Origin of the sequence: Bradyrhizobium sp. 187 (assembly GCF_023101005.1) — a bacterium.
Classification (GTDB): domain Bacteria; phylum Pseudomonadota; class Alphaproteobacteria; order Rhizobiales; family Xanthobacteraceae; genus Bradyrhizobium; species Bradyrhizobium canariense_D.
Genome location: NZ_CP064693.1, coordinates 1,024,860 through 1,049,382, shown reverse-complemented (window position 1 = coordinate 1,049,382; position 24,523 = coordinate 1,024,860). Strand labels below are relative to the sequence as shown.

Here is a 24,523-nt window from a genome sequence, read left to right as displayed (position 1 = left end):
TCCCCCGACGAATTTTCTCGCACTCGGAGGATAACTGCATGCTTGCGCCATCGGGCGAATTGCTGCGCGCCGGCGTCGCGCTCAAGCTCAACCATCTCAAGCGCGCCGCCCAGTCCTATGCCCGCGACCGGAGCAACCAGGCCACAGGGCGCATGACGTCGTACGCGGCTGCGGCCGGACTGCTCGCGGTTGCGGGCTTGTTCGTCGTCGCAGCCTTCTTCGTCGGCCTGATCGCCCTGTACCGCTGGATTGCAATCCATTACGGGCAATTCTGGGGGTTCGGCGCCGTCGGCGCTGTGCTCCTGGTCCTGGCCGCCGCCTGCGCCGGCGTGGCCATGGCCCAGATGAAGCGCAAGACCAAGCCGATCGTGCCGCTCGCCAGCCGCCTACGGGTGGCTATCGCCACCCCGCGCATCCCGCGCGGAACGGTGAAGGAGGCGGTGAAAGAGGTCGCGACGACAATTCCCCTGGCGCCGCTCGCGCCGGGCGAACGAGGACATGAGTCAGGACATGGCGGCAGCACGTGGCCGGCTCGGTCCAACCGGCCCGTGCAACTCGGGCTGATGCTCGCGGCCGTTGGGCTGGTCGGGATCACGGCCGCGCGCAGGCGGCGTCACGGCCACGGAGCGGATACCTGAAAATGCGTATGCGGCGCGCCGAGCAATTCGACAGCTGGCTGTTAGTCGCAGCCACGACCGTGTTCGTGCTCACCGCGGAACGGTATTTCCAGGATTCTGGCCTGATCCGGCCGGGACCTCCGCAAGACCACCGCAACGGCGAGGCGAATTCGCCGGAAACGAGCCCGACGGGCGCAGCCTCGCAGCCCGGCCGCGGCCGCCGCGCGAAAAGCCCGTTCGCGATCCCGTGGGCAGGCTGGAAGGACATCCTCTGGCGCACCTATCAGCGCATCGACGAGGATCGCCTGCTCGCGACCGCCGGCGGCGTCGTCTTTTTCGGACTGCTCGCGATCTTTCCCGCTATCACGGCGCTGGTTTCATTCTATGGCCTGTTCGCCGATCCCTCGACGATCAGTTCCAACCTGCAATCGCTCGCGATGATGCTGCCCGAGGGCGCGTTCCAGATCGTCGAGGACCAGGTGGCGCGCGTCGTGTCGAACGGCGGCGCGACCCTTGGTTTCACTTTCCTGTTTGGACTCGTGCTCGCGATCTGGAGCGCCAATGCCGGCGTCAAAGCCATCTTCGACGCCCTCAACGTCGCCTATGAGGAGCGTGAAAAGCGCAGCTTCATCCGGCTGAACACGGTCTCGCTGGCTTTCACGGTCGGTGGCATCGTTGCCCTGCTGCTGATGGTGGGCGCCGTCGTCGCCTTCCCGCTCGCGCTCAACCACCTCGGCATGGCGCCCGAAAGCAAGCTGATCGTGGCGCTGGCGCGATGGCCGGTGCTGTTCGTCATTCTCCTTGCGGCGCTCGCCGTCCTCTACCGCTTCGCGCCCAGCCGCGACGCCCCGCGCTGGCAATGGCTGAGCCCCGGCGCTGTGACGGCCGCGATCCTCTGGATCGCCGGCTCGGCGCTGCTGTCCTGGTATCTGTCCGAATTCGCAAATTACAACGCGACCTACGGCTCGCTCGGCGCTGCGATCGGCTTGATGATGTGGATGTGGATGTCGGCCATCGTCATCATGTTCGGGGCTGAGCTGAATTCGGAGATCGAACGGCAGACCTTGCGCGACACGACCACCGGGCCGCCCAAGCCGCTAGGCACCCGCGAGGCCGTCTCGGCCGACACGGTCGGCGCCGCGGCGCCGTCCTGACTCTGCGATTGGGCCGCTATCCCCTCGAATCAACAATGATGTTAAGGTCATGCCGCTTGGGGGAGCATGCGGCGTGACGGGTTCGAAACGCCACCCGTGTTTTCCCGGTCAGGCAGTCAGCTCTTGAGGCGTAACGCGCGGCATGATTCGTATTTCGACGATCTTCATCGCGATCTGCATGGTTCTGGTCGCCGCCTCGCTCGGGCTCCTGCTCTACGCGGTCGCCGGCATCAGCGGAACCGAATCCGCGATCGTGGCGCTGACGGCGCTGACCTTCCTGATCCTCTACAATGCAGTGTCGATGCGACTGCGCGACCGCAGCGACGTCGGCGGCCAGATCGCCGATCTTTCGCGCGGCACCGCCGACCTCGCCCGTCAGGTCGCCGAATTCGGCCGCCGGCTCGCCACGATCGAAGCACGCATCGCCTCTTCCAATTCGGCCAACTCCGACCGCATCCAGTCGGTGGTCGGCGAGATCAACGAACTCGGCGGACTGGTCAGGCAACTCGCCACCACCGTGTCGGCCCATGAGGATCTGATGGCCGGCAACGCGCCAGTGTCGGCCCCCGCGCCGGTCGCAAGGCAGGAGCCGGACGCGCCGCTCGACCTGATGGCCACGTTCGAGGAGGAACGGCCGGCTGCCCCGGCGCCCGCGCCGCCGCCAATGCGGCCGGCAGCACCGGCGATCCAGACCCAGACCGCCAATCCGGTTCAGACCGCCAACGGCCGCAACCAGACCCAATTGCTGGCGACGCTCCGCAACGCGATCGACGAGAACCGCATCGACATCTTCCTCCAGCCGATGGTGTCGCTGCCGCAGCGCAAGGTCCGGTTCTACGAGGCCGTGACGCGCCTGCGCGACGAGCGTGACCAGCTGGTCGCGGCCGAGGAGTTCATCAGCATCGCGGAGGCCTCCGGGTTGATCGGGCGCATCGACAACATGGTCATGCTGCGCTGCGTGCAGGTGCTGCGGCGCCTGATGGTACGCAACAAGGAAGTCGGCGTGTTCTGCAACGTCGCGGCTTCCACGCTCGGCAATTCCACGACCTTCGCGCAATACCTCGATTTCCTCGAAGCCAATCGGGCGCTGGCGCCCTCGCTGGTGCTGGAATTCAAGCAATCCACCTTCCGCAATCTCGGCCCGGCCGAAACCGAGAATCTCGCGGCGCTCGCCCAGCGCGGCTTCCGTTTCTCGATCGACCATGTCACCGATTTGCGCATCGAACCGCGCGAGCTCGCCGATCGCGGCGTGCGCTTCATCAAGGTGCCGGCCTCGCTCCTGCTCGACCCCAGGCAGGCTTCGGCCTCGGACATCCACCCGTCCGATCTCTCCGACCTGCTCGGCCGCTTCGGCATCGATCTGATCGCCGAGCGAATCGAGGGCGAGCGCGCCGTGATCGACCTGCTCGATTATGACGTGCGGTTCGGCCAGGGGTTCCTGTTCGCGCCGCCCCGGCCATTGCGGCCGGAGGGGTCATCTGCTACCGCCGCGCCGAACCAGGCACAGGACATTCAGGGATCCAATGGCTCCGGCATATCCAGCTCAGGCGCGACGTCGGCTGCGTCTGCGCCACAGCGCGTCACCGGCAACGCCGCGCTCGCGCGACGTATCTGATCGGCCGCACGCATCATGACCACACTGCATTTCGCCGAAAGCCTGCGTGAACTCGTGGCGGGCGTGGACGTCGTGCTCAGCGACATCTGGGGCGTGGTCCATAACGGTCTTGAATCCTTCCCCGAAGCCTGCGAGGCGCTGCACACCTACCGCAGCCGCGGCGGTACGGTCATCCTGATCACCAACGCGCCGCGCCCGGCCGACTCCGTGCAGCGGCAATTGCGCAAGCTCGGCGTCGCCGACGAGACCTATGACGCGATCGTGTCTTCAGGCGACCTGACGCGGCTCTATGTCGCCGACCATCCCGGCCGCAAGATGTTCTGGCTCGGCCCCGAGCGCGACAACTCGATCTATCGCGGCCTCGATGCGGTGACCGCGCCGCTGGAAGAGGCGGATTACATCGTCTGCACCGGCCTCTATGACGACGAGACCGAGACGGCGGAAGACTATCGCGGCATGATGCTGAAGGCGCGCGAGCGCAAGCTGACGCTGGTTTGTGCCAACCCCGACATCGTGGTGGAACGCGGCGACCGCCTGATCTATTGCGCCGGCGCGATCGCGGAGCTCTATCGCGAGCTCGGCGGCGAGGTGATCTTCTACGGCAAGCCGCACCGGCCGATCTACGAGCGCGCGATGGCGCTCGCCGGCGAACGCCAAGGCCACCAGATCGACCGCAAAAAGGTGCTCGCGATCGGCGATTCCGTCCGGACCGACCTCACCGGCGCGCGCGAGTTCGGCATCGATTGCCTGTTCGTGACCCGCGGCATCCATGCCGAGGAGTTCGAGGGTCTCGACCAGCTCGACCCGGCGTCGGTGCTGGAATTGTTCGGCCATCCCCCGAAGGCGCTGATGCGCGAACTGAAGTGGTAGCGAGTTGATCGTCATTCCCGGTTGATGTGGGGCGTCGATTCCGGAACGACGAACCCGACGCAGAAAGCCCGGGACAATCGCCCGGGCTTTCCGAATTCAACTGATGGCTTCGATCGCGCCTTACGCGCTCGCCATGTCCGGGAAGACCGCCTCGATCTTGGTCTTCAGCGTCGCCGCGTTGAACGGCTTGACGATGTAGTTGTTCACGCCGGCCTTCTTGGCCGCGATCACGTTCTCGGTCTTTGATTCGGCCGTGATCATGATGAAGGGCGTGGTGGCGAGGTTCGGATCCGCGCGCACTTCGCGCAGCAGGTCGTAACCCGTCATCGGCTCCATGTTCCAGTCGGAAATCACGAGCCCGTACTTCTTGCCACGCATCTTGTTCAGCGCTGCCGAACCGTCGCTTGCATCATCGATATTCTCGAAGCCAAGCTGCTTCAGGAGGTTCCTGATGATACGGATCATGGTGCTGTAGTCGTCAACCACCAGAACCGACATCGACAAATCAACCGCCATCTCGACTCCCCCAACGCAAACCCAGGAAATATTACGATCGGACCTGCCGGGCCGGAGCCCCGCGGTTCCACGCCCAAGGACTAGCACCAAGGCGTTAAACAGCGCGTTAACTGGGAACGCCCCCGGTGGACTGAAATCGCACTCGATGCGGCCGCCCCCTCCTGCTTGACTTCATCCGGCCCGTCGCGCCACGGTCCCGGCCGGTCCCGCCGGTTCGAGATTCCCCTGATGGCCCCGCATTTTACCGTTATCCGCGACACCACGCCGGACTCCGCCATTGCAAGGGGTGCCGTGGTCGCCATGGGCAATTTCGACGGCGTTCATCTCGGCCATCGCGCCGTAATCGCTGCGGCGCTGGAAATGGGCCGGCTACATGGCCGCCCTGCGCTGGCATTGACCTTCGAGCCGCATCCGCGCCGGTTTTTCAGCCCCAACACCCCGCAATTCCGCCTGACGGACGAGCGTGCCAAGCTGCGGCTTCTGGCCGGCACCGGACTTGACGGCGCCGTGGTCATGACCTTCGACAAGTCCCGCGCCGGGACCAGCGCGCAAGACTTCATTCACCACGACCTGATCGGGCGCCTGGGCATCGGCGGAATCGCCGTCGGCTACGACTTCCACTTCGGCAAGGGTCGGGTCGGCTCGCCGAGCCTCCTCGTCAACGAGGCGCCCCGGCTCGGCATCGAGGTCGACGTGCAGCCGCATGTCGATATCGACGAGCGGCCGGTCTCGTCCAGCGCGATCCGAATCGCGCTCGCCGAAGGCCAACTCGACGAGGCCACGGCCATGCTCGGCGCGCCCTGGTTTATCACCGGCGAGGTCATCCACGGAGAGAAGCGCGGCCGCGACCTCGGTTATCCCACCGCCAATATCCGCCTTGATGCCAATTGCGGCCTCAAGCACGGCATCTATGCGGTGCGGGTCGGCCGCGGCGCGGAGCGGCTGGATGGGGTCGCAAGCTTCGGCCGCCGCCCGACGTTCGACAATGGTGCGCCGCTGCTGGAAATCTTCCTGTTCGACTTCAAGGGGGATCTCTACGGGCAGACGCTCGACTGCGCCTTTATCGGCTTCATCCGCGAGGAGCTGAAATTCGAGGGCCTGGATGCCCTGATCCGCCAGATGGACAACGATTCCGCCCGCGCCCGCGCCATGCTCGCCGCCGCCCCGGACGCGTTTCCGCGGCTTGGCGTCATCGATTGAGGCCGGAAACCGGCCCGCCGAACCTTTTGCGCTTCCCCCGCCCCCCTGCTATGGAGAGCCCATGTTTGCGCGGCGCATCATAGGGATTAGCGGCCCGGCTTCCGCCTGAGCCTTCGGCTCGGCGCAAGACCGGGATGTCGTCGTTTCACCCGCGATTCCGCATCGCCATCCGTTCCCGCGCCCTTCCGAGCCAGTCAGCCTCATGTCCGACAAGCCACAAAAGTCCCAAAAATCCGAAGCCAAAGACTATTCGAAAACCCTGTTCCTGCCGCAGACCGAATTCCCGATGCGGGCCGGCCTGCCGCAGCGCGAGCCGGAGCTGCTGAAATACTGGAACGACATCGGCCTTTACGACAAGCTCCGCCAGGAAGCCCAGGGCCGCGCCAAATTCGTGCTGCATGACGGCCCGCCCTACGCCAATGGCAACATCCATATCGGGCACGCGCTGAACAAGATCCTCAAGGACGTCGTGACCAAGAGCCAGCAGATGCTCGGCTTCGACTCCAACTACGTGCCCGGTTGGGACTGCCACGGCCTGCCGATCGAATGGAAGATCGAGGAAGAGAACTACCGTTCCAAGGGCAAGCAGAAGCCCGACTTCCGCGACTCCGCTGCGATGGTGGCGTTCCGCAAGGAATGCCGCGCCTATGCGACACACTGGATCAACGTGCAGCGCGAGGAATTCAAGCGGCTCGGCATCATCGGCGACTGGGATCATCCCTATCAGACGATGAGCTATCCCGCCGAAGCGCAGATCGCCCGCGAGCTGATGAAGTTCGCCGCCAACGGCACGCTGTATCGCGGCTCCAAGCCGGTGATGTGGAGCGTGGTCGAGAAGACCGCCCTCGCCGAGGCCGAGGTCGAGTACGAGGACTACACATCCGACATGGTATGGGTGAAGTTTCCCGTCACGTCCCCGGCACATGGTGCGCTCGCCAATGCATCGGTCGTGATCTGGACCACCACGCCCTGGACGCTGCCCGGCAATCGCGCGATCTCGTTCTCACCGAAGATCGCCTACGGCCTCTACAAGGTGACGGATGCGGCCGCGGACAATTGGGCGAAGACCGGCGATCTCCTGATCCTGGCCGATGCGCTTGCAGCAGAGGTGTTCAAGCAGGCGCGCGTCACGGCCTATGAGAAGCTGCGCGACATTCCCGGCGATACGCTGGACGCCGTGGAGTGCGCCCATCCCTTGCGCGGCCTCGATGGCGGTTACGCGTTTATCGTGCCGCTGCTCGCCGGCGAGCATGTCACCGACGATACCGGCACCGGTTTCGTGCACACCGCGCCGAGCCACGGCCGCGAGGATTTCGACGTCTGGATGGCCAATACCCGCGAGCTCGATGAGCGCGGCATCTCGACCGCGACCCCCTACACTGTCGACGAGAACGGCGCCTATACCGCGCAGGCCCCAGGCTTCACCGGCAAGCGCGTGCTCAACGACAAGGGCGAGAAGGGCGATGCCAATGAAGCCGTGATCAAGGCGTTGGTCGAGGCCGGCAAGCTGCTCGCGCGCGGCCGCCTCAAGCACCAGTACCCGCATTCCTGGCGATCGAAGAAGCCGGTGATCTTCCGCAACACGCCGCAATGGTTCATCGCGATGGACAAGGACATCAGCGAAGATGGCCACGCCAGGAAGGGCGATACGCTGCGGGCTCGCGCGCTGCATGCTATCTCGGTCACGCAATGGGTGCCGCCGTCAGGTGAGAACCGCATCAACGGCATGATCGCCAACCGTCCGGACTGGGTGATCTCGCGCCAGCGCGCCTGGGGCGTTCCCATCGCCGTTTTCGTGCGCGAGAACAGCGACGGCTCGGCCGAGATCCTGCAGGACGAGATCGTCAACCAGCGCATCACCGAGGCCTTCATGGAGGAAGGCGCCGACGCCTGGTACATGGAAGGCGCCCGCGAGCGCTTCCTTGGATCCCGCGCGAAGGAAGACTGGAAGAAGATCGACGACATCTGCGACGTCTGGTTCGATTCCGGCTCCACACATGCCTTCGTGCTCGAGGATCGCCAGAACTTCCCGCAGCTCGGCAACATCGTTCGCAAGGTCGACGGCGGCGACGACACCGTGATGTATCTCGAAGGCAGCGACCAGCATCGCGGCTGGTTTCATTCGTCGCTGCTGGAGAGCGCCGGCACGCGCGGCCGCGCGCCCTACGACATCGTGCTCACCCACGGCTTCACGCTCGACGAGAACGGCCGCAAGATGTCGAAGTCGATCGGCAACACCGTCGAGCCTCAGAAGGTGATCAAGGATTCGGGCGCGGATATCCTGCGCCTCTGGGTCTGCGCCACCGACTATGCCGACGACCAGCGCATCGGCCCGGAGATCCTGAAGAACACCATCGAGACCTATCGCAAGCTGCGCAACACCGTACGCTGGATGCTGGGAACGCTGGATCACTACAAGCCGGCCGACGCAGTCGCGCCCGCCGACATGCCCGAACTCGAACGGCTGATGCTGCACGAGCTCGCGGTCCGTGCTGCCGTCGTCCGCAAAGCCTATCAGGAGTTCGACTACAAGACCGTGGTCGCAACCTTGTCCGCGTTCCTGAACAGTGAGCTCTCCGCGTTCTATTTCGACATCCGCAAGGACACGCTGTATTGCGATCCGCCGTCCTCGCCGACGCGCAAGGCGGCGCTGACCACGATCGACCTGTTGTGCAGCTCGATCCTGAAATGGCTGGCGCCTATCCTCAGCTTCACCGCGGAGGAGGCCTGGCGGATGTACAGGCCCGACGCCGAGCCCTCGGTGCACCTGACGCAGTTTCCCGACGACCTCGAAAGCCTGCGCGACGACAAGCTCGCCGCGAAGTGGGAAGCGATCCGCAATGTCCGCCGCGTCGTCACCGGTGCGCTGGAGCTCGAACGCGCCGCCAAGAACATCGGCTCGTCGCTGGAGGCATCACCGGTCATCTATGTCGCCGACCGCGACATGCTTGCGACGCTGTTCGACACCGATCTCGCCGAGATCTGCATCACCTCGAACTACGAGGTGCGCGAGGGCGAGGTGCCGGCTTCCGCATTCCGTCTCGATGCCGTTCCAGGCGTCGCTGTCGTGGTGGAGAAGGCGGTCGGCACCAAATGCGCCCGTTCCTGGAAGATTTCGCCGACGGTGGGTGAAGACCCCGAATATCCCGACGTCACCCCGCGCGACGCCAAGGCGCTGCGCGAATGGAAGGCGCTGGGGGTCAGCATCTAGGTCTCACCGTCGTCCTGGCGAAAGCCAGGACCCATTCCACGGCCGCCAATTGCGACGAAGGCTGATGACCGCAAGTCTTTCAAACAACGACCGCCTCGGACTATGGGTCCTGGCTTTCGCCAGGACGACGACGGAGCGTGTTGTGGCCGACTGCCCATGACCCCGCTCCGCGCCGGCATCCTCGCGGCCCTGCTCACGCTCGTGGCCGACCAGGCTTCAAAGCTCTGGCTGCTGAACGTGTTCGACCTCGCCCGTCGCGGCGCGGTCGAGGTGACCCCGTTCTTCGACCTGGTGCTGGCCTGGAACATCGGCATCAGCTTCGGCTGGCTCCAGAACGACGGTCAGGCGGCGCAAATGGCGCTGATGGCCGTGAAGGTCGTCGCGGTGGTTGCGCTGGCGATCTGGATGGCCCGCTCGCACACCCTGCTGGCAACCATCGCGCTTGGCCTGATCATTGGCGGCGCCATCGGCAATGGGATCGATCGCCTCGCCTATGGCGCGGTGGTCGATTTCGCCCTGTTTCACATCAATATCGGCGAAAATACCTATAATTGGTACGTGTTCAACCTCGCGGACGTGGCCATCGTTGCTGGCGTGGCGGCGCTATTGTATGATTCCTTCCTGGGGGTACCCGCCGCAAAAGCGCCCTGATCCCGGCCGATACGGACCGGCAGGCGGAACCTTGCTTTTGCGAGGGATTATGCCGCGCGAGAGCGGCAAACTGCCACATTTTGGAACAGGTACAGTGATGCGCAGCTCGAAGACCAGCGGTTCGATGGTTGAAGACCCCCGGCAGGGGTTCTGGCGGGCGTTGAAATTGTCCGCTGTCGCGCTCGGCATCGGTCTCGTCATGTCGGCTGGCGTCGCTCGCGCCGGTGACGACGGCGAGGACGACGACGACATGACCTTCGAAGAGAAGCTCATCGACAATCTGATGTCGGGCATCGGCGCCAAGAGCATGGAGAAGAAGGGTATCGAATACCGCGAGCGGTCGCCGCTGGTGGTGCCGCCCAAGCTCGACCTGCCGCCGCCCGCCGGCGTTGAAGCCAAGAACGCGCCGAACTGGCCGAAGGACCCTGACGAGAGACGCCGCAAGGAGGCCATCGCGCAGCGGAAGAAGGCCGTCAAGGCCACGGAGAGCTGGCAGGCAGGCCGGGCGTTGTCGCCCGCCGAGATGGAGGTCGGCAGGACAGCCGCACCCGAGCGCACGAGCAATGATCCTATTCAGCCGGGCACCAACGGCAATCCGTCGCTCAGCCCGGCCCAGCTCGGTTTCTCCGGCGGTCTGTGGGGCATGATGTCGAACAACAAAGGCGAGGCCAAGCAATTCACGACCGAGCCGCCGCGCCAGTCGCTGGTCGAGCCGCCGCCGGGCTACCAGACACCGTCACCGAGCTATGCCTATGGCGCCGGAGAGGACAAGACCCGGCGGACCTATTTCGACATCATGTCCGGCAAGGACAAGGAACAATAGCGCTCCTGTCCCTTCGCGATATCGCGACAGACGCGGTCCCGCGCCGGCGGCTCGTGCGCGCCGGACGCGGTCTTTAATTGCTGATCAGTAACTTGCGCCCGAGTTGAGTTCTCTGCTTCGTGACGCGAAGCGTTTGCCGCACGGTGTACCATGCCGTGCCTCCGAGCCGGACATCCGGGCTCGGCCTTTCATAAGGATCATGATGTCCTCTTACCGATCGGCTGCCCGCCTCCTTGCCGCGCTGCTTTCGACGAGTGTCCTCACGGCCGGCGCATCCCTTGCGCAGACCACGGTGACATCGGCTCCGCCCGCCAGCTTCACGCTTGGAAACGGCATGCAGGTCGTGGTGATTCCCGACCACCGCACGCCCGTCGTCACGGAAATGATCTGGTACAAGGTCGGCTCGGCGGACGAGACGCCCGGCAAGTCCGGGCTCGCGCACTTCCTCGAGCACCTGATGTTCAAGGGCACATCGAAGCATGCGGTCGGCGAATTCTCCCAGACCGTGCTCCGCGTCGGCGGCAACGAGAACGCCTCGACTTCGGTCGACTACACCAACTACTACCAGCGCGTGCCGCGCGAGCAGTTGCCGACCATGATGGAATTCGAGGCCGACCGCATGACCGGCCTGATCCTCAAGGACGAGAACGTGTTGCCCGAGCGTGACGTCGTGCTCGAAGAATACAACATGCGCGTCGCCAACAATCCGGACGCGCGGCTGAACGAGCAGATCATGGCCGCGCTCTATCTCAACCATCCCTACGGCCGGCCGGTGATCGGCTGGCACCAGGAGATCGAGAAGCTCGATCGCGAGGATGCGCTCGCCTTCTACCGCCGCTTCTATGCGCCGAACAACGCGATCCTGGTGATCGCCGGCGACGTCGAGCCCGCCGACATCCGCCCGCTGGTCGAGCGCAATTTCGGCGCCATCCCGGCGCAGCCCGCGATCCCGGCGCGCCGCGTCCGCCCGCAGGAGCCGGAACCCGCGGCGCCGCGCACCGTGACCCTGGCCGATCCGCGCGTCGAGCAACCCGGCCTGCGACGCTATTACCTAGTGCCCTCGGCGACCACGGCTGCGGCCGGCGAAAGCGCGGCCCTCGACGTGCTGGCGCAGCTGATGGGCAGCGGCAGCAATTCCTATCTCTACCGCGCGCTCGTGGTGGACAAGCCGCTCGCGGTCTCCGCCAGCGCCAGCTATTCGAGCATCTCGCTCGACCCGACCCAGTTCGCGATCTCGGCTTCGCCCAAATCCGGGGTCAGCTTCGCCGAGGTCGAGCAGGTGGTCGACGGCGTCATTGCCGACATCGCGCAGAATCCGATCCGCGCCGAGGATCTCGAGCGGGTCAAGACCCAGCTCATCGCCGAGGCGATCTACGCCCAGGACAACCAGGCGGTGCTGGCGCGCTGGTATGGCGGCGCACTGACCACGGGCCTGTCGATCGAGGACATCCGGAGCTGGCCAGATCGCATCCGCGCCGTCACCGCCGAGCAGGTCCGCACCGTCGCGCAGAAATGGCTCGAGAAGAAGCGCTCGGTGACGGGCTATCTGATCAAAGACACCGCGACCACCAAGCGCGAGGAGAAGCGTTCGTGACCTATCCCTTCCTTCGACGCGTTGCATTCTCCTTTGCCACCGGCGCGGCACTCGCGCTCGCTACCGTCTCGCCGTCACAGGCGGCGGCGAAGATCCAGCATTTGACCTCGCCGGGCGGCATCGAGGCCTGGTTCGTGCAGGATGCGACCGTGCCGCTGATCGCCATGGAATATTCCTTTGCCGGCGGTTCGGCCCAGGATCCCAAGGACAAATCGGGCGTCGCCAATCTGGTCGGCGATCTCCTCGACGAAGGCTCCGGCGATCTCGATTCCAAGACCTTCCATGAGCGGCTCGATCGCCGTGCCATCGAGCTCTCTTTCAGCGCCACCCGCGACACGTTCCGCGGCAGCCTGCGCATGCTGCGCGACAACAAGGACGAGGCCTTCGACCTGCTGCGGAGCGCGCTGACCTCGCCGCATTTCGAAACTGCCGACGTCGAACGCATTCGCTCGCAGGTGATCTCGGGCCTGCGCCGCGAGACAACCAACCCGACCTCGCTCGCGAGCCGCAAATTCCTGGAGGTTGCCTTTGGCGATCATCCCTACAGTCGGCAGTCCAACGGCAACCTCGACAGCGTTCCGACCATTACGGTTGCCGACATGAAGGATTATGTCGGCCGCGTGCTCGCCAAGGACACGCTCAAGATCGCGGTGGTTGGCGACGTGGATCCCGATACGCTCGGCAAGCTGCTCGACCACACATTTGGTAGCCTGCCGGCCAAGGCCAATCTCGTGCCCGTCCCCGACGTCGAGGCCGCCAAGCCGCCGCAACGCGCCTTCGTGACGCTCGACGTGCCCCAGACCGTGATCACCTTCGGCGGTCCCGGGGTGAAGCGCAGCGATCCGAACTTCATGGCGGCCTATGTCGTCAACCACATCCTCGGCGGCGGCGGGTTGTCCTCGCGGCTCTATCGCGAGGTGCGCGAGAAGCGCGGGCTCGCCTATTCGGTGTTCGAATCACTGCTTTGGATGGAGCATTCGGCGGTTTTCATCGGCAATACCGGCACCCGCGCCGACCGTGCCGGCGACACCATCGATGCCATCGACAAGGAGGTGCGCCGGATCGCCGAGGAAGGCCCGACGCAGAAGGAGCTCGACGAGGCCAAATCCTACCTCAAGGGCTCGCAGATGCTGGCGCTCGACACCTCCTCGAAGCTCGCGCAGGCGCTGCTGCAATATCAGCAGGACAAGCTGCCGATCGACTATATCGAGAAGCGCAACGCCGTCGTGGATGCGGTCACCATGGACGACGCCAAGGCGGCCGCAAAGCGCCTCTGGGGCCAGGGCCTCCTGACCGTCGTCGTCGGCCGCGCTCCGCAGGCCGCGGCGCAACCGGCAGCCGCACCGGCGACGAAGTCGAACTGACGTCTTCCATACCCTTCTGAAATGGCCGGGCTCGCCCGGCCATTTGCATTTGGGGGCGCCATTGCCGAACTTGGGCGTCCGGGATATGTCCGGGCATCACGAATGGTGCCACCATGCTGCGGATATCCCGCGATCTTGTCATCGACGAGGACGACATCGAGATCGGCTTTGTCCGCGCCTCCGGCCCGGGCGGGCAGAACGTCAACAAGGTCGCGACCTCGGCGCAATTGCGCTTCGACACCCGGAAGCTGACGCTTCCGGAGGATGCCGCGTTGCGCCTCGCCCGGCTCGCAGGGCAGCGCATGACCAAGGACGGCGTCATCGTGATCCAGGCCCAACGCTTCCGCACCCAGGAGCGCAACCGCCAGGACGCCATCGACCGCCTTACGGAGATGCTCGGCGAAGCCATGATCCGGCCGAAGCCGCGGCGCGCGACAAAGCCGACCTTTGGCTCCAAGCAGCGCCGGCTCGAGGGCAAGAAACACCGCAGCGACATCAAGTCGAAGCGCGGGCGCGGTTTCGACGACTAGCAGAGACTGCAAAAGAACTCCGGCCGCAGGGCGACCGGAGTTCTGCCGTCTCACTCCATTGGCTAGTAGCGCTTGCCCGTGGCTGCACCGCCCGTCGCGGAATCGTCGGCGGTCCCTTTGTGTGCAGCACTGCCCGTGGTGCCAACCGTGCCCCTGGTGCCCTTCGTCGGCTTCATGCCCGTCGTCTCGCCCGCCGCGCCCGGCTGGGCGCTCATCTCCTCGTCGCCGCTGCCCATTGTGCTGCCTTGCATGGGTTTGCTTTGCACGGCGCCGCTAGGCCTCGCGCCAGACGACGTACCTTGCGCGAGAACCGGTGTCACAATGAGAGCCGAGACGGCGCATGCGATTGCGGAGGTCTTCACCAACTTCATCCATTTCTCCTGGATTTTCGCGATGATCGGTTCGGCGGCTTGATGCGCCGTCCGTCTGAGCCGAACCAGTCCATCGCGTTACGAGCTCGAACGGCGCGACCGCAATGCAACCTGTCTCGTGTGGTGATCGTTTAGGGATTTGACGGCGGTTTCGCGGAATTGTCCTCCGCATATACGGCAGCGCGGAACAACGCACCCGCGTGCACCTCCGCACGCAGCGAAACAGCCCGCTACTACCACCGCATGTTTTGCCGCGCCTAGAGTTTGCGCACGCTGAATTGACGTCGACGGGCGGACTTTTGACGATGCGCGCGATCGTGCTGGGATTGTGCACCGCGGTGGTGCTGGTGGTGCGGGTGGCCGAGGCGCAGATGCCCTTGCCGGCTGCAAAGCCGCCGGATGGCGCAACACTGTTCAAGCAGCAATGCGCGGTGTGCCACACCACGAACCTGTCAGAACCGGTGCGGCAGGGTCCGCCGCTGGTCGGGATCGTCGGGCGGCCCGCCGGCAAGGTCGAAGGCTTTCACTATTCAGAGCCCCTCGCAAAAGCAGCCTTCGCCTGGGACGAGACGAAGCTCGACGCATGGCTGACCAATCCGCAAGCCGTGATTCCCGGCGTGGTCATGGTCTACCGGCAGGCGAAGCCGGAGACGCGCGCCGCCATCATCGCCTTTCTTAAGGAGCAGAACTGAGTGGCAAAGCCGGTCCATTCCATGATCCGCGCACTCGACGAGGCGCGCTCGCTCGACTTCTACAGACGGGCCTTTGGCCTGGAAGTCACCGACCGTCTGAAGTTCGCAGACTTTGCCCTGATCTATCTGCGTCACCCCTCCTCACCCTTCGAGTTGGAGCTGACGGTCAATTTCGATCGCAAGGAGTCGTATGCGCTCGGCGACGGCTACGGACATCTCGCCGTGGTGGTCGAGGATCTCGATGCCGAACATGCCCGCTTCGAGCGTGAGAAGCTCGCACCGGGTCCGCTGCGCGACTTCAAGCACGACGGCAAAACGCTGGCGCGCTTCTTCTTCGTCAGCGATCCCGACGGCTACAAGATCGAGGTGATCCAGCGCGGCGGACGTTTCAACTGATCGAACCACAAAATCAAAATCATAAAAGGAGGAATGCCATGAGAGAAGTCGATCGTCGAAGCAGGCACAGCCGCCGCATCTTTCTCAAGGGCGCCGCGGCCGCCGTGCCGGTCGCGGCAGTCGCGACCAGCGTCGCCGTCAGCATCGAGGGCGCCTGGGCCGACGAGGCAAGCGCGCTTTCGCCCGCGACGATGAAGACGCTGCTGAAAGTCGCGCGCGATATCTATCCACACGACGTCCTCGGCGACAGCTACTACATCACCGCGATCAAGCCGTGGGACGGAAAGGCCGCCAAGGACCCCGCCGTCAAGGCGCTAATCAGCGACGGCATCACCAGGCTCGATCAGAACGCGCGTGATCGCCACAAGGCGCCCTATGTCGAAGTGCCCTGGGAAGCCGACCGCGTGGTGCTTTTGAAGGAGATCGAGCAGAGCGACTTCTTCCAGAAGGTGCGCGGCGACCTCGTCGTCTCTCTCTACAACCAGAAAGAGGTCTGGCCGCGGTTCGGCTACGAGGGCTCCTCCGCCGAACACGGCGGCTACATCAACCGCGGCTTCGCCGACATCGACTGGCTGCCGAAGGCTTAAGGCTCACCCAACGGTTCAGGAGAACGCATATGGCAAAATTCGATCTGAACGACTCCAGCGTTGTGGTGATCGTCGGCTCCGGTGCCGGCGGCGGCACGCTGGGTAACGAGCTCGCACAGAAGGGCGTCAAGGTCGTGATTCTCGAAGCAGGTCCCCGCATCGAGAATCAGGACTTCGTCAATGACGAGTGGGAGAGTTTCTCGCAGCTCGCCTGGACCGATGCGCGCACCACATCGGGATCATGGCGCGTCGCAAAAGACTTCTCGGGTCTTCCCGCCTGGATCGTCAAGGCGGTCGGCGGCTCGACCACACACTGGGCTGGCGCGTCGCTGCGGTTCGACGAGCACGAGTTCAAGGTGAAGAGCACCTACGGCAACATTCCCGGCGCCAACCTGCTGGACTGGCCGGTCACGCTCGCGGAGATGGAGCCGTGGTACGCCAAGGCCGAGAACAAGATGGGCGTGACCCGCACCAACGGCATTCCCGGACTTCCCGGCAACAATAACTTCAGAGTGATGGAGGCCGGCGCAAAGAAGCTCGGCTACAAGACGGTGCACACCGGCAACATGGCGATCAACAGCCAGCCGCGCGACGGACGCGGCGCCTGTCAGCAGATCGGCTTCTGCTTCCAGGGCTGCAAGTCCGGCGCGAAATGGTCGACGCTCTACACCGAGATACCCAAGGGCGAGGCGACCGGCAATCTCGAGGTTCGCCCCGCCAGCATGGCGGTCAAGATCGAGCACGATGCCGCCGGCAAAGTCACCGGCGTGGTTTACGCCGACGAGAGCGGTGCAATGCAGCGCCAGAAGGCACGCATCGTTGCGGTCGCCGGCAATTCGATTGAAAGCCCACGGCTGCTGTTGAACAGCGCATCCACGATGTTCCCCGACGGCCTCGGCAACTCAAGCGGTCAGGTCGGCCGCAATTACATGCGCCACATGACCGGTAGCGTCTATGCCGTGTTCGAGAAGTCGGTGCACATGTATCGCGGCACCACCATGGCCGGCATCATCCGCGACGAGGCCGCCAACAATCCGAAGCGCGGCTTCGTCGGCGGCTACGAGATGGAGACGCTGTCGCTCGGACTGCCCTTCATGGCGGCGTTCCTCAACCCCGGCGCCTGGGGACGTCCGTTCACCGCCGCGCTCGACGGTTATCCCAGGATGGCCGGGATGTGGCTGGTCGGCGAGGACATGGCGCAGGAAACCAACCGCATCACGCTCGATCCTGTCGTGAAGGACAAGTTCGGCCAGCCGGTCGCAAGCGTGCACTTCGACGATCATCCCAACGATCTCGCGATGCGCGCGCACGCCTACAAGCAGGGCGCTGCGGTCTACGACGCCGTCGGCGCCACCGTGAGCTATCCGACACCGCCCTATCCGAGCACGCACAATCTCGGCACCAACCGGATGAGCGAGAAGCCCAGGGATGGTGTGGTCAACAAGTTCGGGCAAAGCCACGACGTCAAGAACCTGTTCGTCTCCGACGGCAGCCAGTTCACCAGCGGCGCAGCCTGCAATCCGACGCTGACCATCGTCTCGCTGGCGATCCGGCAGGCGGATTACATTGCGGGTGCGATGCAGAAGAAGGAAATTTGATCCAATCTCGTTCGTCGTCCTGGCGAAAGCCAGGACCCATTGCCCCGGGAAGGAGTTCGGCGAAGGCTTGTTGTTCGGGACTCATACCGCCCATCGCTGATGGATTCCGCGGTATGGGTCCTGGCCTTCGCCAGGACGACATCAGGGCTATTCCGCTGCATCGAGGATGGGCGCAACCGTCGTCTTGAACGCCTGCACCGGCGCTGCCGTCTTGGAGCGGTAGATCAGGCAGGAGCAGCGCAGCAACGAAGCGAAATTGTTGACCTCGCCGTGATGGTCGAGCACCTCGGTGTAGAGCGTCGTCAGGAACTTGCCGACGCTCATGTTCTCCTTGGCCGCGATCTCCTCCAGCGTGTCCCAGAATGCCATTTCCAGCCGGATCGAGGTGCAATGCCCACCGATCCGCAACGAGCGGGTCTGGGATTCGTAGTCGCCTTGGGGCTGATGCGCGAAGAGATGGCACATGGCGTCCTCCCGTCCTGTTGCCATTTTTTCGCGATGCTACACCGCAGCCCGGTACCCCACAATCGGGACGGCAGCCGGAGATCGATCCATCCCGGTTGCGCGATTTTCTCGAACGTCCAATCCCATCAATGCGATAGATAGCCCTTTTCCCCAGCCCGCCACGTTCCTGTTGCCCAACACATGCTTTTGACGCAACACGGCCTAGAATGGCGTTCTCCGCGAATCCAGATCGAAGCCCAAGATCAAAGCCGAAAATCGAGTTTCATGCCCGTCCGCCAATTACCCGAACAGGTCGTCAACCGCATCGCCGCCGGCGAAGTGGTCGAGCGTCCCGCGAGCGTGGTCAAGGAACTGGTCGAGAACGCCATCGACGCCGGCGCGAGCCGGATCGACGTCTTTACCGATGGCGGCGGACGCCGGCGGATCGGCATCACCGACGACGGCGGCGGCATGACCGCCAGGGACCTGTCGCTGGCGGTCGAGCGTCACGCCACCTCCAAGCTCGACGACGAGGACTTGCTGCAGATCCGCACGCTCGGATTCCGCGGCGAGGCGCTGCCCTCGATCGGCTCCGTGGCGCGGCTTGCCATCACCACGCGGCATGCCAGCGAGCCGCACGCCTGGGCGCTCAATGTCGAGGGCGGCGAGAAATCCGAGATCATGCCGGCGGCGCTGGCCCACGGCACGCGGGTCGAGGTCAACGACCTCTTCTACGCGACGCCGGCGCGGCTGAAGTTCTTGAAGACCGACCGGACCGAGGCGGAAGCGATCCGTGAGGTGGTGCGGCGCCTCGCGATGGCGCGACCCGAAATCGCTTTCACGCTCGCGGGCGAAGAGCGCGCGCCGGTGACCTGGGCTGCGGCGCTGCCCGGCGTCGCCGGTCGCCTGACCCGTCTCGGCGACATCCTGGGGGCGGAGTTCCGCAGCCATGCCATCGGGGTCCATGCCGAGCGCGAGGGCGTGGTGGTCGCCGGCTATGCCGCAGCGCCGGCGCTGACCAAAGCCAACGCGCTCGGGCAATATCTCTTCGTCAACGGCCGCCCGGTGCGCGACAAGCTGATCCTAGGGGCAGTCCGCGGGGCCTATGCCGACTATCTGCCGCGCGACCGCCATCCGGTGCTGGCGCTGTTTGTCACGCTCGATCCGCGCGAGGTCGACGCCAACGTGCATCCGGCCAAGACCGAGGTGCGGTTTCGCAACGCCGGCCTGGTCCGCGCGCTGATCGTGCACGGATTGAAGGACGGGCTTGCGCGGGAGGGCCGGCGCACCGCCGCCAACAGCGGCGAAAGCGCGCTGTCCTCGTTCCGCCCCGCATTCACGCCGCGCCCGGCAAGCTGGGACTGGCGCCAGTCGCCATCCGCCCCGGTCGCGCCGATGCCGTCATTCGACGGTGCCGCCGTGCCGGCCTTCGCCGAGCGCGCACAGGCCGCGTTCGATGTCGGCGCACCCAGCGCGGACGTGCGGATCGAATCCCAGCCAGTCAGTGACCTGGTCGACCGCCCGCTCGGCGCTGCGCGCACCCAGATCCACGAGACCTATATCGTCTCGCAGACCCGCGACGGCCTGATCATCGTCGACCAGCACGCCGCGCATGAACGCATCGTCTATGAACGGCTGAAGGCCTCGCTGGCGGCCAACGGCGTGCAGCGGCAGATCCTGCTGATCCCCGAGATCGTCGAGATGGACGAGGCCACGGTGGAGCGCCTGCTCGAGCGCAGCGAGGAGCTGGCGTCGTTCGGCCTTGCGATCGAATCCTTCGGCCCCGGCGCGGTTGCGGTGCGCGAGACGCCGTCGCTGCTCGGCAAGACCAACGCCGGCGGCCTGTTGCGCGATCTTTCCGAGCACATGGCCGAGTGGGACGAGGCGCTGCCTCTGGAGCGCCGCCTGATGCACGTCGCCGCCACCATGGCCTGCCACGGCTCGGTGCGCGCCGGCCGCAGGCTGCGACCGGAGGAGATGAATGCCCTGCTCCGCGAGATGGAGGACACCCCGAACTCCGGCCAGTGCAATCACGGCCGGCCGACCTATGTCGAGCTGAAGCTGTCGGATGTCGAGAAGCTGTTCGGGCGACGGTAACGTTCGAAATTACGGCCGCTTCAAAAACACGAACTCCGTGTCGTCATAAGCGCGCCGCTCCAATTCCTCGAAGCCTTCCGGCGTGACGAACTGCGCAGCCTTCGCCTCTTCCACCACGAGCAGCGCGCCCGGCGTGAGCCAGCCCCCGTCGCGCAAGCTCGCAAGCGCCTTCTCCGCAAACCCTTTGCCATAGGGCGGATCGAGGAACACCAGCGAGAACGGCTCGACCGGATGCGCAGGCCCGAGATCGGTGGCATCACGGCGATAGACTTTTGTCACGCCACCCAGGCCCAGCGTCTCGACATTATTCCGCAGCAGGGCGCGCGCTTCCGCGCCGTTGTCGACGAACAGCGTGAACTTCGCGCCGCGTGAAGACGCTTCGATTCCCAGCGCACCGGTGCCGGCGAAGAGATCGAGCACGCGCGCATCCGCAATCGGATCGTCATAGGCGTGCACGAGGATGTTGAACACGGACTCACGCAGGCGGTCCGCCGTGGGGCGGATGTCGCGCGAGGACGGTGAGGCCAGATTGCGCCCCTTCAATCGACCGCCGACGACGCGCAACGTCAGTCCTCCTTCGGCGCCAGATCGCGCTTGCCGTGATAGCCGCGCTTGGGACGGCGCGGCGGGCCGTAGCCGCTCGCCTCAGCCTCGTTGCGCTCGCGCGCTTCCTCGCTGCCGGTGCGTTGCACCAGCACGCGGCGGCCCTTGCGGTCGTTGATCACGCCGCGCTTGGTCGCCGGCTTCTTCTCGCGCGGCACGTCGTCGCCCTCATGCGAGGCAGATTTCTGCGGCACGTCGAACTGCGCACCCGATTTCTCGATGATCTTTTCGCCGAGCTGGTCGCGCAGCACGCGGGACTTGATCTCGTCGACCTGGCCCTCGGGGACCTCGCCGAGCTGGAACGGGCCGTAGGAGACCCGGATCAGCCGGTTCACCTCGAGCCCGAGATGAGCGCAGACGTTGCGCACTTCGCGGTTCTTGCCCTCGCGGATCGCGAAAACCAGCCAGACATTCGCGCCCTGGTCACGCTCCAGCGTGGCGTCGATCGGACCGTATTTGATGCCCTCGATCTCGATGCCGTTCTTCAGCTCGTCGAGCTGCGCCTGCGTGACGTCGCCATGGGCGCGGACACGGTAGCGGCGCAGCCAGCCGGTGTCCGGCAGCTCGAGCGTGCGCGCGAGCCCGCCATCATTGGTGAGCAGCAGCAGGCCCTCGGTGTTGAAGTCGAGCCGGCCGACGCTGATCAGCCGCGGCAGACCTTCGGGCAGATTGTCGAACACGGTCGGACGGCCCTCGGGATCGTCATGCGTCGTCATGAGGCCGCGGGGCTTGTGATAGAGGAACAGCCGCGTGCGCTCGCGCTCCGGCAACGGCTTGCCGTCGACAGTGACGACATCGTTCGAGGTGATGTCGAGCGCCGGCGAATTGATGACACGGCCGTTGACGCTGACGCGGCCCTGCGTGACCATCTCCTCGGCATCGCGGCGCGAGGCGAGGCCCGCGCGCGACAGCACCTTGGCGATACGCTCGCCGGCCTTCTTCGGCTTGGTCTCTTCCTCGCGGCGCGGCCGCCGCTCGGAATCACGACCGCGCTCGCGATAGGCGCCGCGACCGCCGAAGGCCGGACGCTTCTCGAAGATCCTGCTCTCGTCCTCGTTTTCGCGGCGTGGACGATCGCCGGAACGCGCTTCGCTGCGGGGATGCTCGTGCCAGTCGGAACGGCCCTCGGAACGCTCGCGCGGACGATCGAATTTCGGGCGATCGCCGCCGCGATCGAACCTCGGACGATCATCGCGAGGACGATCGAATTTGGGGCGCTCGCGGAACGGACGATCACCCGATGGACGATCGTCGCGCTTCTGCCAGGGCTTGTCCCCACCGCGGTCGCTGCCGCCAAAATCCTTGCGCGGACCCTTGCTGAAGTCCTTGCGCGGCGGCCGGTCGCCGCGAGGCGCCGCATCGCGCTTCTGCCAGGGTTTTGAATCGCTGCGCTCGCTGCGATTGCGGTCCGGTGCGCCGCGCGAAAACTTCCGCTCGCCGTCGAACTTGCGTTCCGGACGGTCGCCACGCGGCGCATAAGGTCGCTTGTCGCCAAACTTCGCGTCACCGGTTCGGCCGGCCGGACGGGAATCGTCGCGATCCCTGCGCGGCGGACGGTCATCACGCCCATAGGACGGGCGATCACCGCGCGGCTTGAACGGCCGCTTGTCGCCATCGCGCGAGGGGCGATCAGAAAATGGGCGGTCACCACGGGGCTTGAACGGGCGCTTCTCGCCGTCGCGCGACGGACGATCGGAAAACGGACGGTCTTCACGCGGCTTGAAGGGACGATCGCCACGCGGCTTGAAGCTGCGCTCGCCACGATCCTCGCCGCGCGGCCGGTCTTCACGCGGCCGGTCTTGGCGATTGAACTTCGGGCGGTCGCTGAAGTCGCGGCGCGGGGCATCGCCCTCCTCGCGGCGGCGGAATGATGGACGGCTGTCGCGGTCGCCGCGGGGCGGGCGGGCGTCGCCTTTGTCCCCGGGAGGGCCGCGCTTGGCGAACTTCTTGTCGGGCCCGCGTGGTTTGCCGGACCGGCCCTTGGCCGGGCCTCCCTTGGCCGGGCCGCGATCACGCCGGCCGCGGGAATCGTTGTCTTTGTCGCTGTCGCGAGGCATGAATAATCTCACTCAGGGGATGGCCAGAAAGCATTGTGCGCGCTCGTCTCGAGCCGCATGCTCAGGCAAATTCGGTCAAGCACTTCTGCTGAAGGCGCAGCTACTAGCAGGTTTCTCGCGATGATACGAGGCTTGAAAGCCCCCTCTTTCATGGATTTGGCGCTCAAAACGGCCGAAAACGCCGGAAAGGCGGGCGAAGTTCCGATCGGATGTGTCGTGGTCCGCAATTACGAGGTCATCGCCACCGCGGCGAACCGGACGTTAACCGATTACGACCCCACGGCCCATGCCGAGATCGTTGCGCTGCGCGAGGCGGCCAAAAAGATCGGCAGCGAGCGTCTGGTCGACTGCGACCTCTACGTGACGCTGGAGCCGTGCACCATGTGTGCGGGCGCGATCTCGTTTGCAAGGGTGAGGCGCCTGTATTACGGCGCCGCCGACCCCAAGGGCGGCGCGGTTGAATCAGGTGTGCGGTTCTTCACCTCGCCGACCTGCCATCACGTCCCGGATGTCTATTCCGGGGTCGGCGAAAGCGAGTCGGCGCGGATGCTGAAGGACTTCTTTCGCGAGCGGCGCTAAGGCGCGGCAAAGAACTCGCGCAGCGCCTTCGCGGTGACGCCGGGATTTTCCTCGGTGAGGAAGTGGCCGGAATCCACCGGCATGCCGTCCACGTTGGTCGCCCATTGCTTCCAGATGTCGAGCGGGGTGGCGGCGGCTTGCGCCACGCCGGCATTGCCCCACAGCGCCAGCATCGGAATGGTGATCTTCTTGCCGGCCTCGAAATCGGCCTTGTCGAGATCGTAGTCGAAATAGGCGCCGGCGCGATAATCCTCGCACATCGCGTGGACGCGGGCGGGATCGCGGAACGGGGCGATGTAGTGTTCGAGCGCGCGCTTGTCGATCGCATCGAGCGTCTTCGATTTGGTCTGGCTCGCCATCTTGAAGCGCAGGAAGAACTCGCCATTGCTCGCGACCAGCGTCTCCGGCAGCGGATAGGGCTGCGCCAGAAAAGTCCAGTGATAGATCTTCAGCGCATAGGCGCGGTTCATCCGCTCCCAGTAATTGTAGGTCGGCAGGATATCGAGCACCGCAAGCTTCGACAGCCGGCCGGGATGATCGAGCGCCAGCCGATACGAGACGCGGCCGCCGCGATCATGGCCGGCGAGCGCGAAGTGCACGTGGCCGAGGCGCTCCATCGCCTCGACCATGGCCTTGGCCATCGCGCGCTTGCTGTAGGGCATGTGCAGCGCGTCGCTCTCGGGCATGTCGGACCAGCCATAGCCGGGCAGATCGGCGATGATCAGCGTGAACCGGTCGGCCAGCTGCGGCGCCACGCGGTGCCACATCACGTTGGTCTCGGAGAAGCCGTGCAGCAGCAACAGCGGCGGTCCCTTGCCGCCGACGCGGGCGAAGATGCGGCCGAAGGAGGTGTTGATCCATTCGGAGGCGAAGCCGGGATAGAGGTCGGCGAGATCGGACATCTTCTGCATCCTTATCTGTCAGCGTGGGATCTGCTCGGTCTTGAGAATGCCC

23 protein-coding genes are annotated in these 24,523 nt (G+C 65.2%); 17 read left to right on the top strand and 6 right to left on the bottom strand.

Features of this window, described 5'->3' with window-relative positions:
* The first annotated feature begins 38 nt into the window (after positions 1–38).
* From IVB19_RS05085 to IVB19_RS05070, 4 genes are all read left to right on the top strand, one after another.
* Positions 39–638, top strand: coding sequence for a hypothetical protein (locus IVB19_RS05085; protein WP_018453489.1), 600 nt, complete (start codon positions 39–41; stop codon positions 636–638).
* A 2-nt stretch (positions 639–640) separates the two neighbouring features.
* The gene (locus IVB19_RS05080; RefSeq protein ID WP_026232540.1) at positions 641–1,771 is read left to right on the top strand and encodes a YihY/virulence factor BrkB family protein; all 1,131 of its coding nucleotides are present in this window, start codon (positions 641–643) and stop codon (positions 1,769–1,771) included.
* 142 nt (positions 1,772–1,913) lie between these two features.
* The gene (locus IVB19_RS05075; RefSeq protein ID WP_018453487.1) at positions 1,914–3,386 is read left to right on the top strand and encodes an EAL domain-containing protein; all 1,473 of its coding nucleotides are present in this window, start codon (positions 1,914–1,916) and stop codon (positions 3,384–3,386) included.
* Between the two features lie 15 nt (positions 3,387–3,401).
* Positions 3,402–4,256: a TIGR01459 family HAD-type hydrolase gene (locus tag IVB19_RS05070; protein ID WP_018453486.1), complete on the top strand. Its 855-nt coding sequence runs from the start codon at positions 3,402–3,404 to the stop codon at positions 4,254–4,256.
* A gap of 120 nt (positions 4,257–4,376) precedes the next feature.
* On the opposite strand, the gene IVB19_RS05065 is transcribed toward IVB19_RS05070, so the two are convergent.
* Entirely contained in the window at positions 4,377–4,772 is a 396-nt protein-coding gene (locus IVB19_RS05065) for a response regulator (RefSeq protein ID WP_007596883.1), read from the bottom strand.
* Positions 4,773–5,000: 228 nt separating this feature from the next.
* On the opposite strand from IVB19_RS05065, the gene IVB19_RS05060 reads away from it, so the two are divergent.
* The 7 genes from IVB19_RS05060 to arfB all read left to right on the top strand — a co-directional run bounded on the left by IVB19_RS05060 (position 5,001) and on the right by arfB (position 14,145).
* On the top strand, positions 5,001–5,972 hold the full coding sequence (locus tag IVB19_RS05060) for a bifunctional riboflavin kinase/FAD synthetase (RefSeq protein WP_018453485.1): 972 nt from the start codon (positions 5,001–5,003) through the stop codon (positions 5,970–5,972).
* 202 nt (positions 5,973–6,174) lie between these two features.
* Positions 6,175–9,183 carry an isoleucine--tRNA ligase gene (gene ileS / locus IVB19_RS05055; protein ID WP_247299163.1) on the top strand — a complete coding sequence of 1,003 codons (3,009 nt, stop codon included), beginning with the start codon at positions 6,175–6,177 and terminating at the stop codon, positions 9,181–9,183.
* A 156-nt stretch (positions 9,184–9,339) separates the two neighbouring features.
* The gene (gene lspA, locus IVB19_RS05050; RefSeq protein ID WP_026232539.1) at positions 9,340–9,834 is read left to right on the top strand and encodes a signal peptidase II; all 495 of its coding nucleotides are present in this window, start codon (positions 9,340–9,342) and stop codon (positions 9,832–9,834) included.
* Positions 9,835–9,931: 97 nt separating this feature from the next.
* Positions 9,932–10,657: a hypothetical protein gene (locus IVB19_RS05045; RefSeq protein ID WP_018453482.1), complete on the top strand. Its 726-nt coding sequence runs from the start codon at positions 9,932–9,934 to the stop codon at positions 10,655–10,657.
* Between the two features lie 199 nt (positions 10,658–10,856).
* A complete protein-coding gene (locus tag IVB19_RS05040; protein ID WP_018453481.1) occupies positions 10,857–12,251 on the top strand; it encodes a M16 family metallopeptidase in 1,395 nt (464 codons plus the stop codon).
* Positions 12,248–13,615: a M16 family metallopeptidase gene (locus IVB19_RS05035; RefSeq protein ID WP_018453480.1), complete on the top strand. Its 1,368-nt coding sequence runs from the start codon at positions 12,248–12,250 to the stop codon at positions 13,613–13,615. The genes IVB19_RS05040 and IVB19_RS05035 overlap by 4 nt, the downstream gene beginning before the upstream one ends.
* 113 nt (positions 13,616–13,728) lie before the next feature.
* Complete coding sequence (gene arfB, locus IVB19_RS05030; RefSeq protein WP_018453479.1) at positions 13,729–14,145, top strand: alternative ribosome rescue aminoacyl-tRNA hydrolase ArfB; 417 nt, start codon at positions 13,729–13,731, stop codon at positions 14,143–14,145.
* A 62-nt stretch (positions 14,146–14,207) separates the two neighbouring features.
* On the opposite strand, the gene IVB19_RS05025 is transcribed toward arfB, so the two are convergent.
* Positions 14,208–14,396 carry a hypothetical protein gene (locus tag IVB19_RS05025; RefSeq protein WP_240544164.1) on the bottom strand — a complete coding sequence of 63 codons (189 nt, stop codon included), beginning with the start codon at positions 14,394–14,396 and terminating at the stop codon, positions 14,208–14,210.
* A 425-nt stretch (positions 14,397–14,821) separates the two neighbouring features.
* Between IVB19_RS05025 and IVB19_RS05020 the strand changes: the two genes are divergently transcribed.
* Genes IVB19_RS05020 through IVB19_RS05005 form a run of 4 tightly spaced genes read left to right on the top strand, consistent with a single transcriptional unit; the run spans position 14,822 to position 17,789 of the window.
* Complete coding sequence (locus IVB19_RS05020; protein WP_018453476.1) at positions 14,822–15,208, top strand: c-type cytochrome; 387 nt, start codon at positions 14,822–14,824, stop codon at positions 15,206–15,208.
* Positions 15,209–15,604: a VOC family protein gene (locus tag IVB19_RS05015; RefSeq protein ID WP_018453475.1), complete on the top strand. Its 396-nt coding sequence runs from the start codon at positions 15,209–15,211 to the stop codon at positions 15,602–15,604.
* A gap of 38 nt (positions 15,605–15,642) precedes the next feature.
* Positions 15,643–16,191, top strand: coding sequence for a hypothetical protein (locus IVB19_RS05010; protein ID WP_018453474.1), 549 nt, complete (start codon positions 15,643–15,645; stop codon positions 16,189–16,191).
* Between the two features lie 29 nt (positions 16,192–16,220).
* On the top strand, positions 16,221–17,789 hold the full coding sequence (locus IVB19_RS05005; protein WP_085350087.1) for a GMC family oxidoreductase: 1,569 nt from the start codon (positions 16,221–16,223) through the stop codon (positions 17,787–17,789).
* Positions 17,790–17,936: 147 nt separating this feature from the next.
* Here IVB19_RS05005 and IVB19_RS05000 read toward each other — a convergent pair whose 3' ends face one another.
* Complete coding sequence (locus IVB19_RS05000; protein ID WP_018453472.1) at positions 17,937–18,254, bottom strand: ribbon-helix-helix domain-containing protein; 318 nt, start codon at positions 18,252–18,254, stop codon at positions 17,937–17,939.
* Between the two features lie 264 nt (positions 18,255–18,518).
* On the opposite strand from IVB19_RS05000, the gene mutL reads away from it, so the two are divergent.
* The gene (gene mutL / locus IVB19_RS04995) at positions 18,519–20,330 is read left to right on the top strand and encodes a DNA mismatch repair endonuclease MutL (protein WP_018453471.1); all 1,812 of its coding nucleotides are present in this window, start codon (positions 18,519–18,521) and stop codon (positions 20,328–20,330) included.
* 9 nt (positions 20,331–20,339) lie between these two features.
* On the opposite strand, the gene rsmD is transcribed toward mutL, so the two are convergent.
* Positions 20,340–20,894, bottom strand: coding sequence for a 16S rRNA (guanine(966)-N(2))-methyltransferase RsmD (gene rsmD, locus IVB19_RS04990; protein WP_018453470.1), 555 nt, complete (start codon positions 20,892–20,894; stop codon positions 20,340–20,342).
* Between the two features lie 2 nt (positions 20,895–20,896).
* Positions 20,897–22,990, bottom strand: coding sequence for a pseudouridine synthase (locus tag IVB19_RS04985; protein ID WP_247821052.1), 2,094 nt, complete (start codon positions 22,988–22,990; stop codon positions 20,897–20,899).
* A 120-nt stretch (positions 22,991–23,110) separates the two neighbouring features.
* On the opposite strand from IVB19_RS04985, the gene IVB19_RS04980 reads away from it, so the two are divergent.
* Complete coding sequence (locus IVB19_RS04980) at positions 23,111–23,569, top strand: nucleoside deaminase (RefSeq protein WP_039798664.1); 459 nt, start codon at positions 23,111–23,113, stop codon at positions 23,567–23,569.
* Here IVB19_RS04980 and IVB19_RS04975 read toward each other — a convergent pair.
* Positions 23,566–24,471, bottom strand: a complete 906-nt coding sequence (locus IVB19_RS04975) for an alpha/beta fold hydrolase (RefSeq protein ID WP_026232536.1) — start codon at positions 24,469–24,471, stop codon at positions 23,566–23,568. The two genes, IVB19_RS04980 and IVB19_RS04975, sit on opposite strands and share 4 nt — an antisense overlap.
* Positions 24,472–24,523 lie beyond the last annotated feature (52 nt).

Bases quoted from the DNA above. Each gene is read 5' to 3' on its own strand.
- IVB19_RS05085 (WP_018453489.1), top strand. From the start codon at position 39: ATGCTTGCGCCATCGGGCGAATTGCTGCGCGCCGGCGTCGCGCTCAAG.
- IVB19_RS05080 (WP_026232540.1), top strand. From the start codon at position 641: ATGCGTATGCGGCGCGCCGAGCAATTCGACAGCTGGCTGTTAGTCGCA.
- IVB19_RS05075 (WP_018453487.1), top strand. From the start codon at position 1,914: ATGATTCGTATTTCGACGATCTTCATCGCGATCTGCATGGTTCTGGTC.
- IVB19_RS05070 (WP_018453486.1), top strand. From the start codon at position 3,402: ATGACCACACTGCATTTCGCCGAAAGCCTGCGTGAACTCGTGGCGGGC.
- IVB19_RS05065 (WP_007596883.1), bottom strand. From the start codon at position 4,772: ATGGCGGTTGATTTGTCGATGTCGGTTCTGGTGGTTGACGACTACAGC.
- IVB19_RS05060 (WP_018453485.1), top strand. From the start codon at position 5,001: ATGGCCCCGCATTTTACCGTTATCCGCGACACCACGCCGGACTCCGCC.
- ileS (WP_247299163.1), top strand. From the start codon at position 6,175: ATGTCCGACAAGCCACAAAAGTCCCAAAAATCCGAAGCCAAAGACTAT.
- lspA (WP_026232539.1), top strand. From the start codon at position 9,340: ATGACCCCGCTCCGCGCCGGCATCCTCGCGGCCCTGCTCACGCTCGTG.
- IVB19_RS05045 (WP_018453482.1), top strand. From the start codon at position 9,932: ATGCGCAGCTCGAAGACCAGCGGTTCGATGGTTGAAGACCCCCGGCAG.
- IVB19_RS05040 (WP_018453481.1), top strand. From the start codon at position 10,857: ATGATGTCCTCTTACCGATCGGCTGCCCGCCTCCTTGCCGCGCTGCTT.
- arfB (WP_018453479.1), top strand. From the start codon at position 13,729: ATGCTGCGGATATCCCGCGATCTTGTCATCGACGAGGACGACATCGAG.
- IVB19_RS05025 (WP_240544164.1), bottom strand. From the start codon at position 14,396: ATGCAAGGCAGCACAATGGGCAGCGGCGACGAGGAGATGAGCGCCCAG.
- IVB19_RS05020 (WP_018453476.1), top strand. From the start codon at position 14,822: ATGCGCGCGATCGTGCTGGGATTGTGCACCGCGGTGGTGCTGGTGGTG.
- IVB19_RS05010 (WP_018453474.1), top strand. From the start codon at position 15,643: ATGAGAGAAGTCGATCGTCGAAGCAGGCACAGCCGCCGCATCTTTCTC.
- IVB19_RS05005 (WP_085350087.1), top strand. From the start codon at position 16,221: ATGGCAAAATTCGATCTGAACGACTCCAGCGTTGTGGTGATCGTCGGC.
- IVB19_RS05000 (WP_018453472.1), bottom strand. From the start codon at position 18,254: ATGTGCCATCTCTTCGCGCATCAGCCCCAAGGCGACTACGAATCCCAG.
- mutL (WP_018453471.1), top strand. From the start codon at position 18,519: ATGCCCGTCCGCCAATTACCCGAACAGGTCGTCAACCGCATCGCCGCC.
- IVB19_RS04985 (WP_247821052.1), bottom strand. From the start codon at position 22,990: ATGCCTCGCGACAGCGACAAAGACAACGATTCCCGCGGCCGGCGTGAT.
- IVB19_RS04980 (WP_039798664.1), top strand. From the start codon at position 23,111: ATGATACGAGGCTTGAAAGCCCCCTCTTTCATGGATTTGGCGCTCAAA.
- IVB19_RS04975 (WP_026232536.1), bottom strand. From the start codon at position 24,471: ATGTCCGATCTCGCCGACCTCTATCCCGGCTTCGCCTCCGAATGGATC.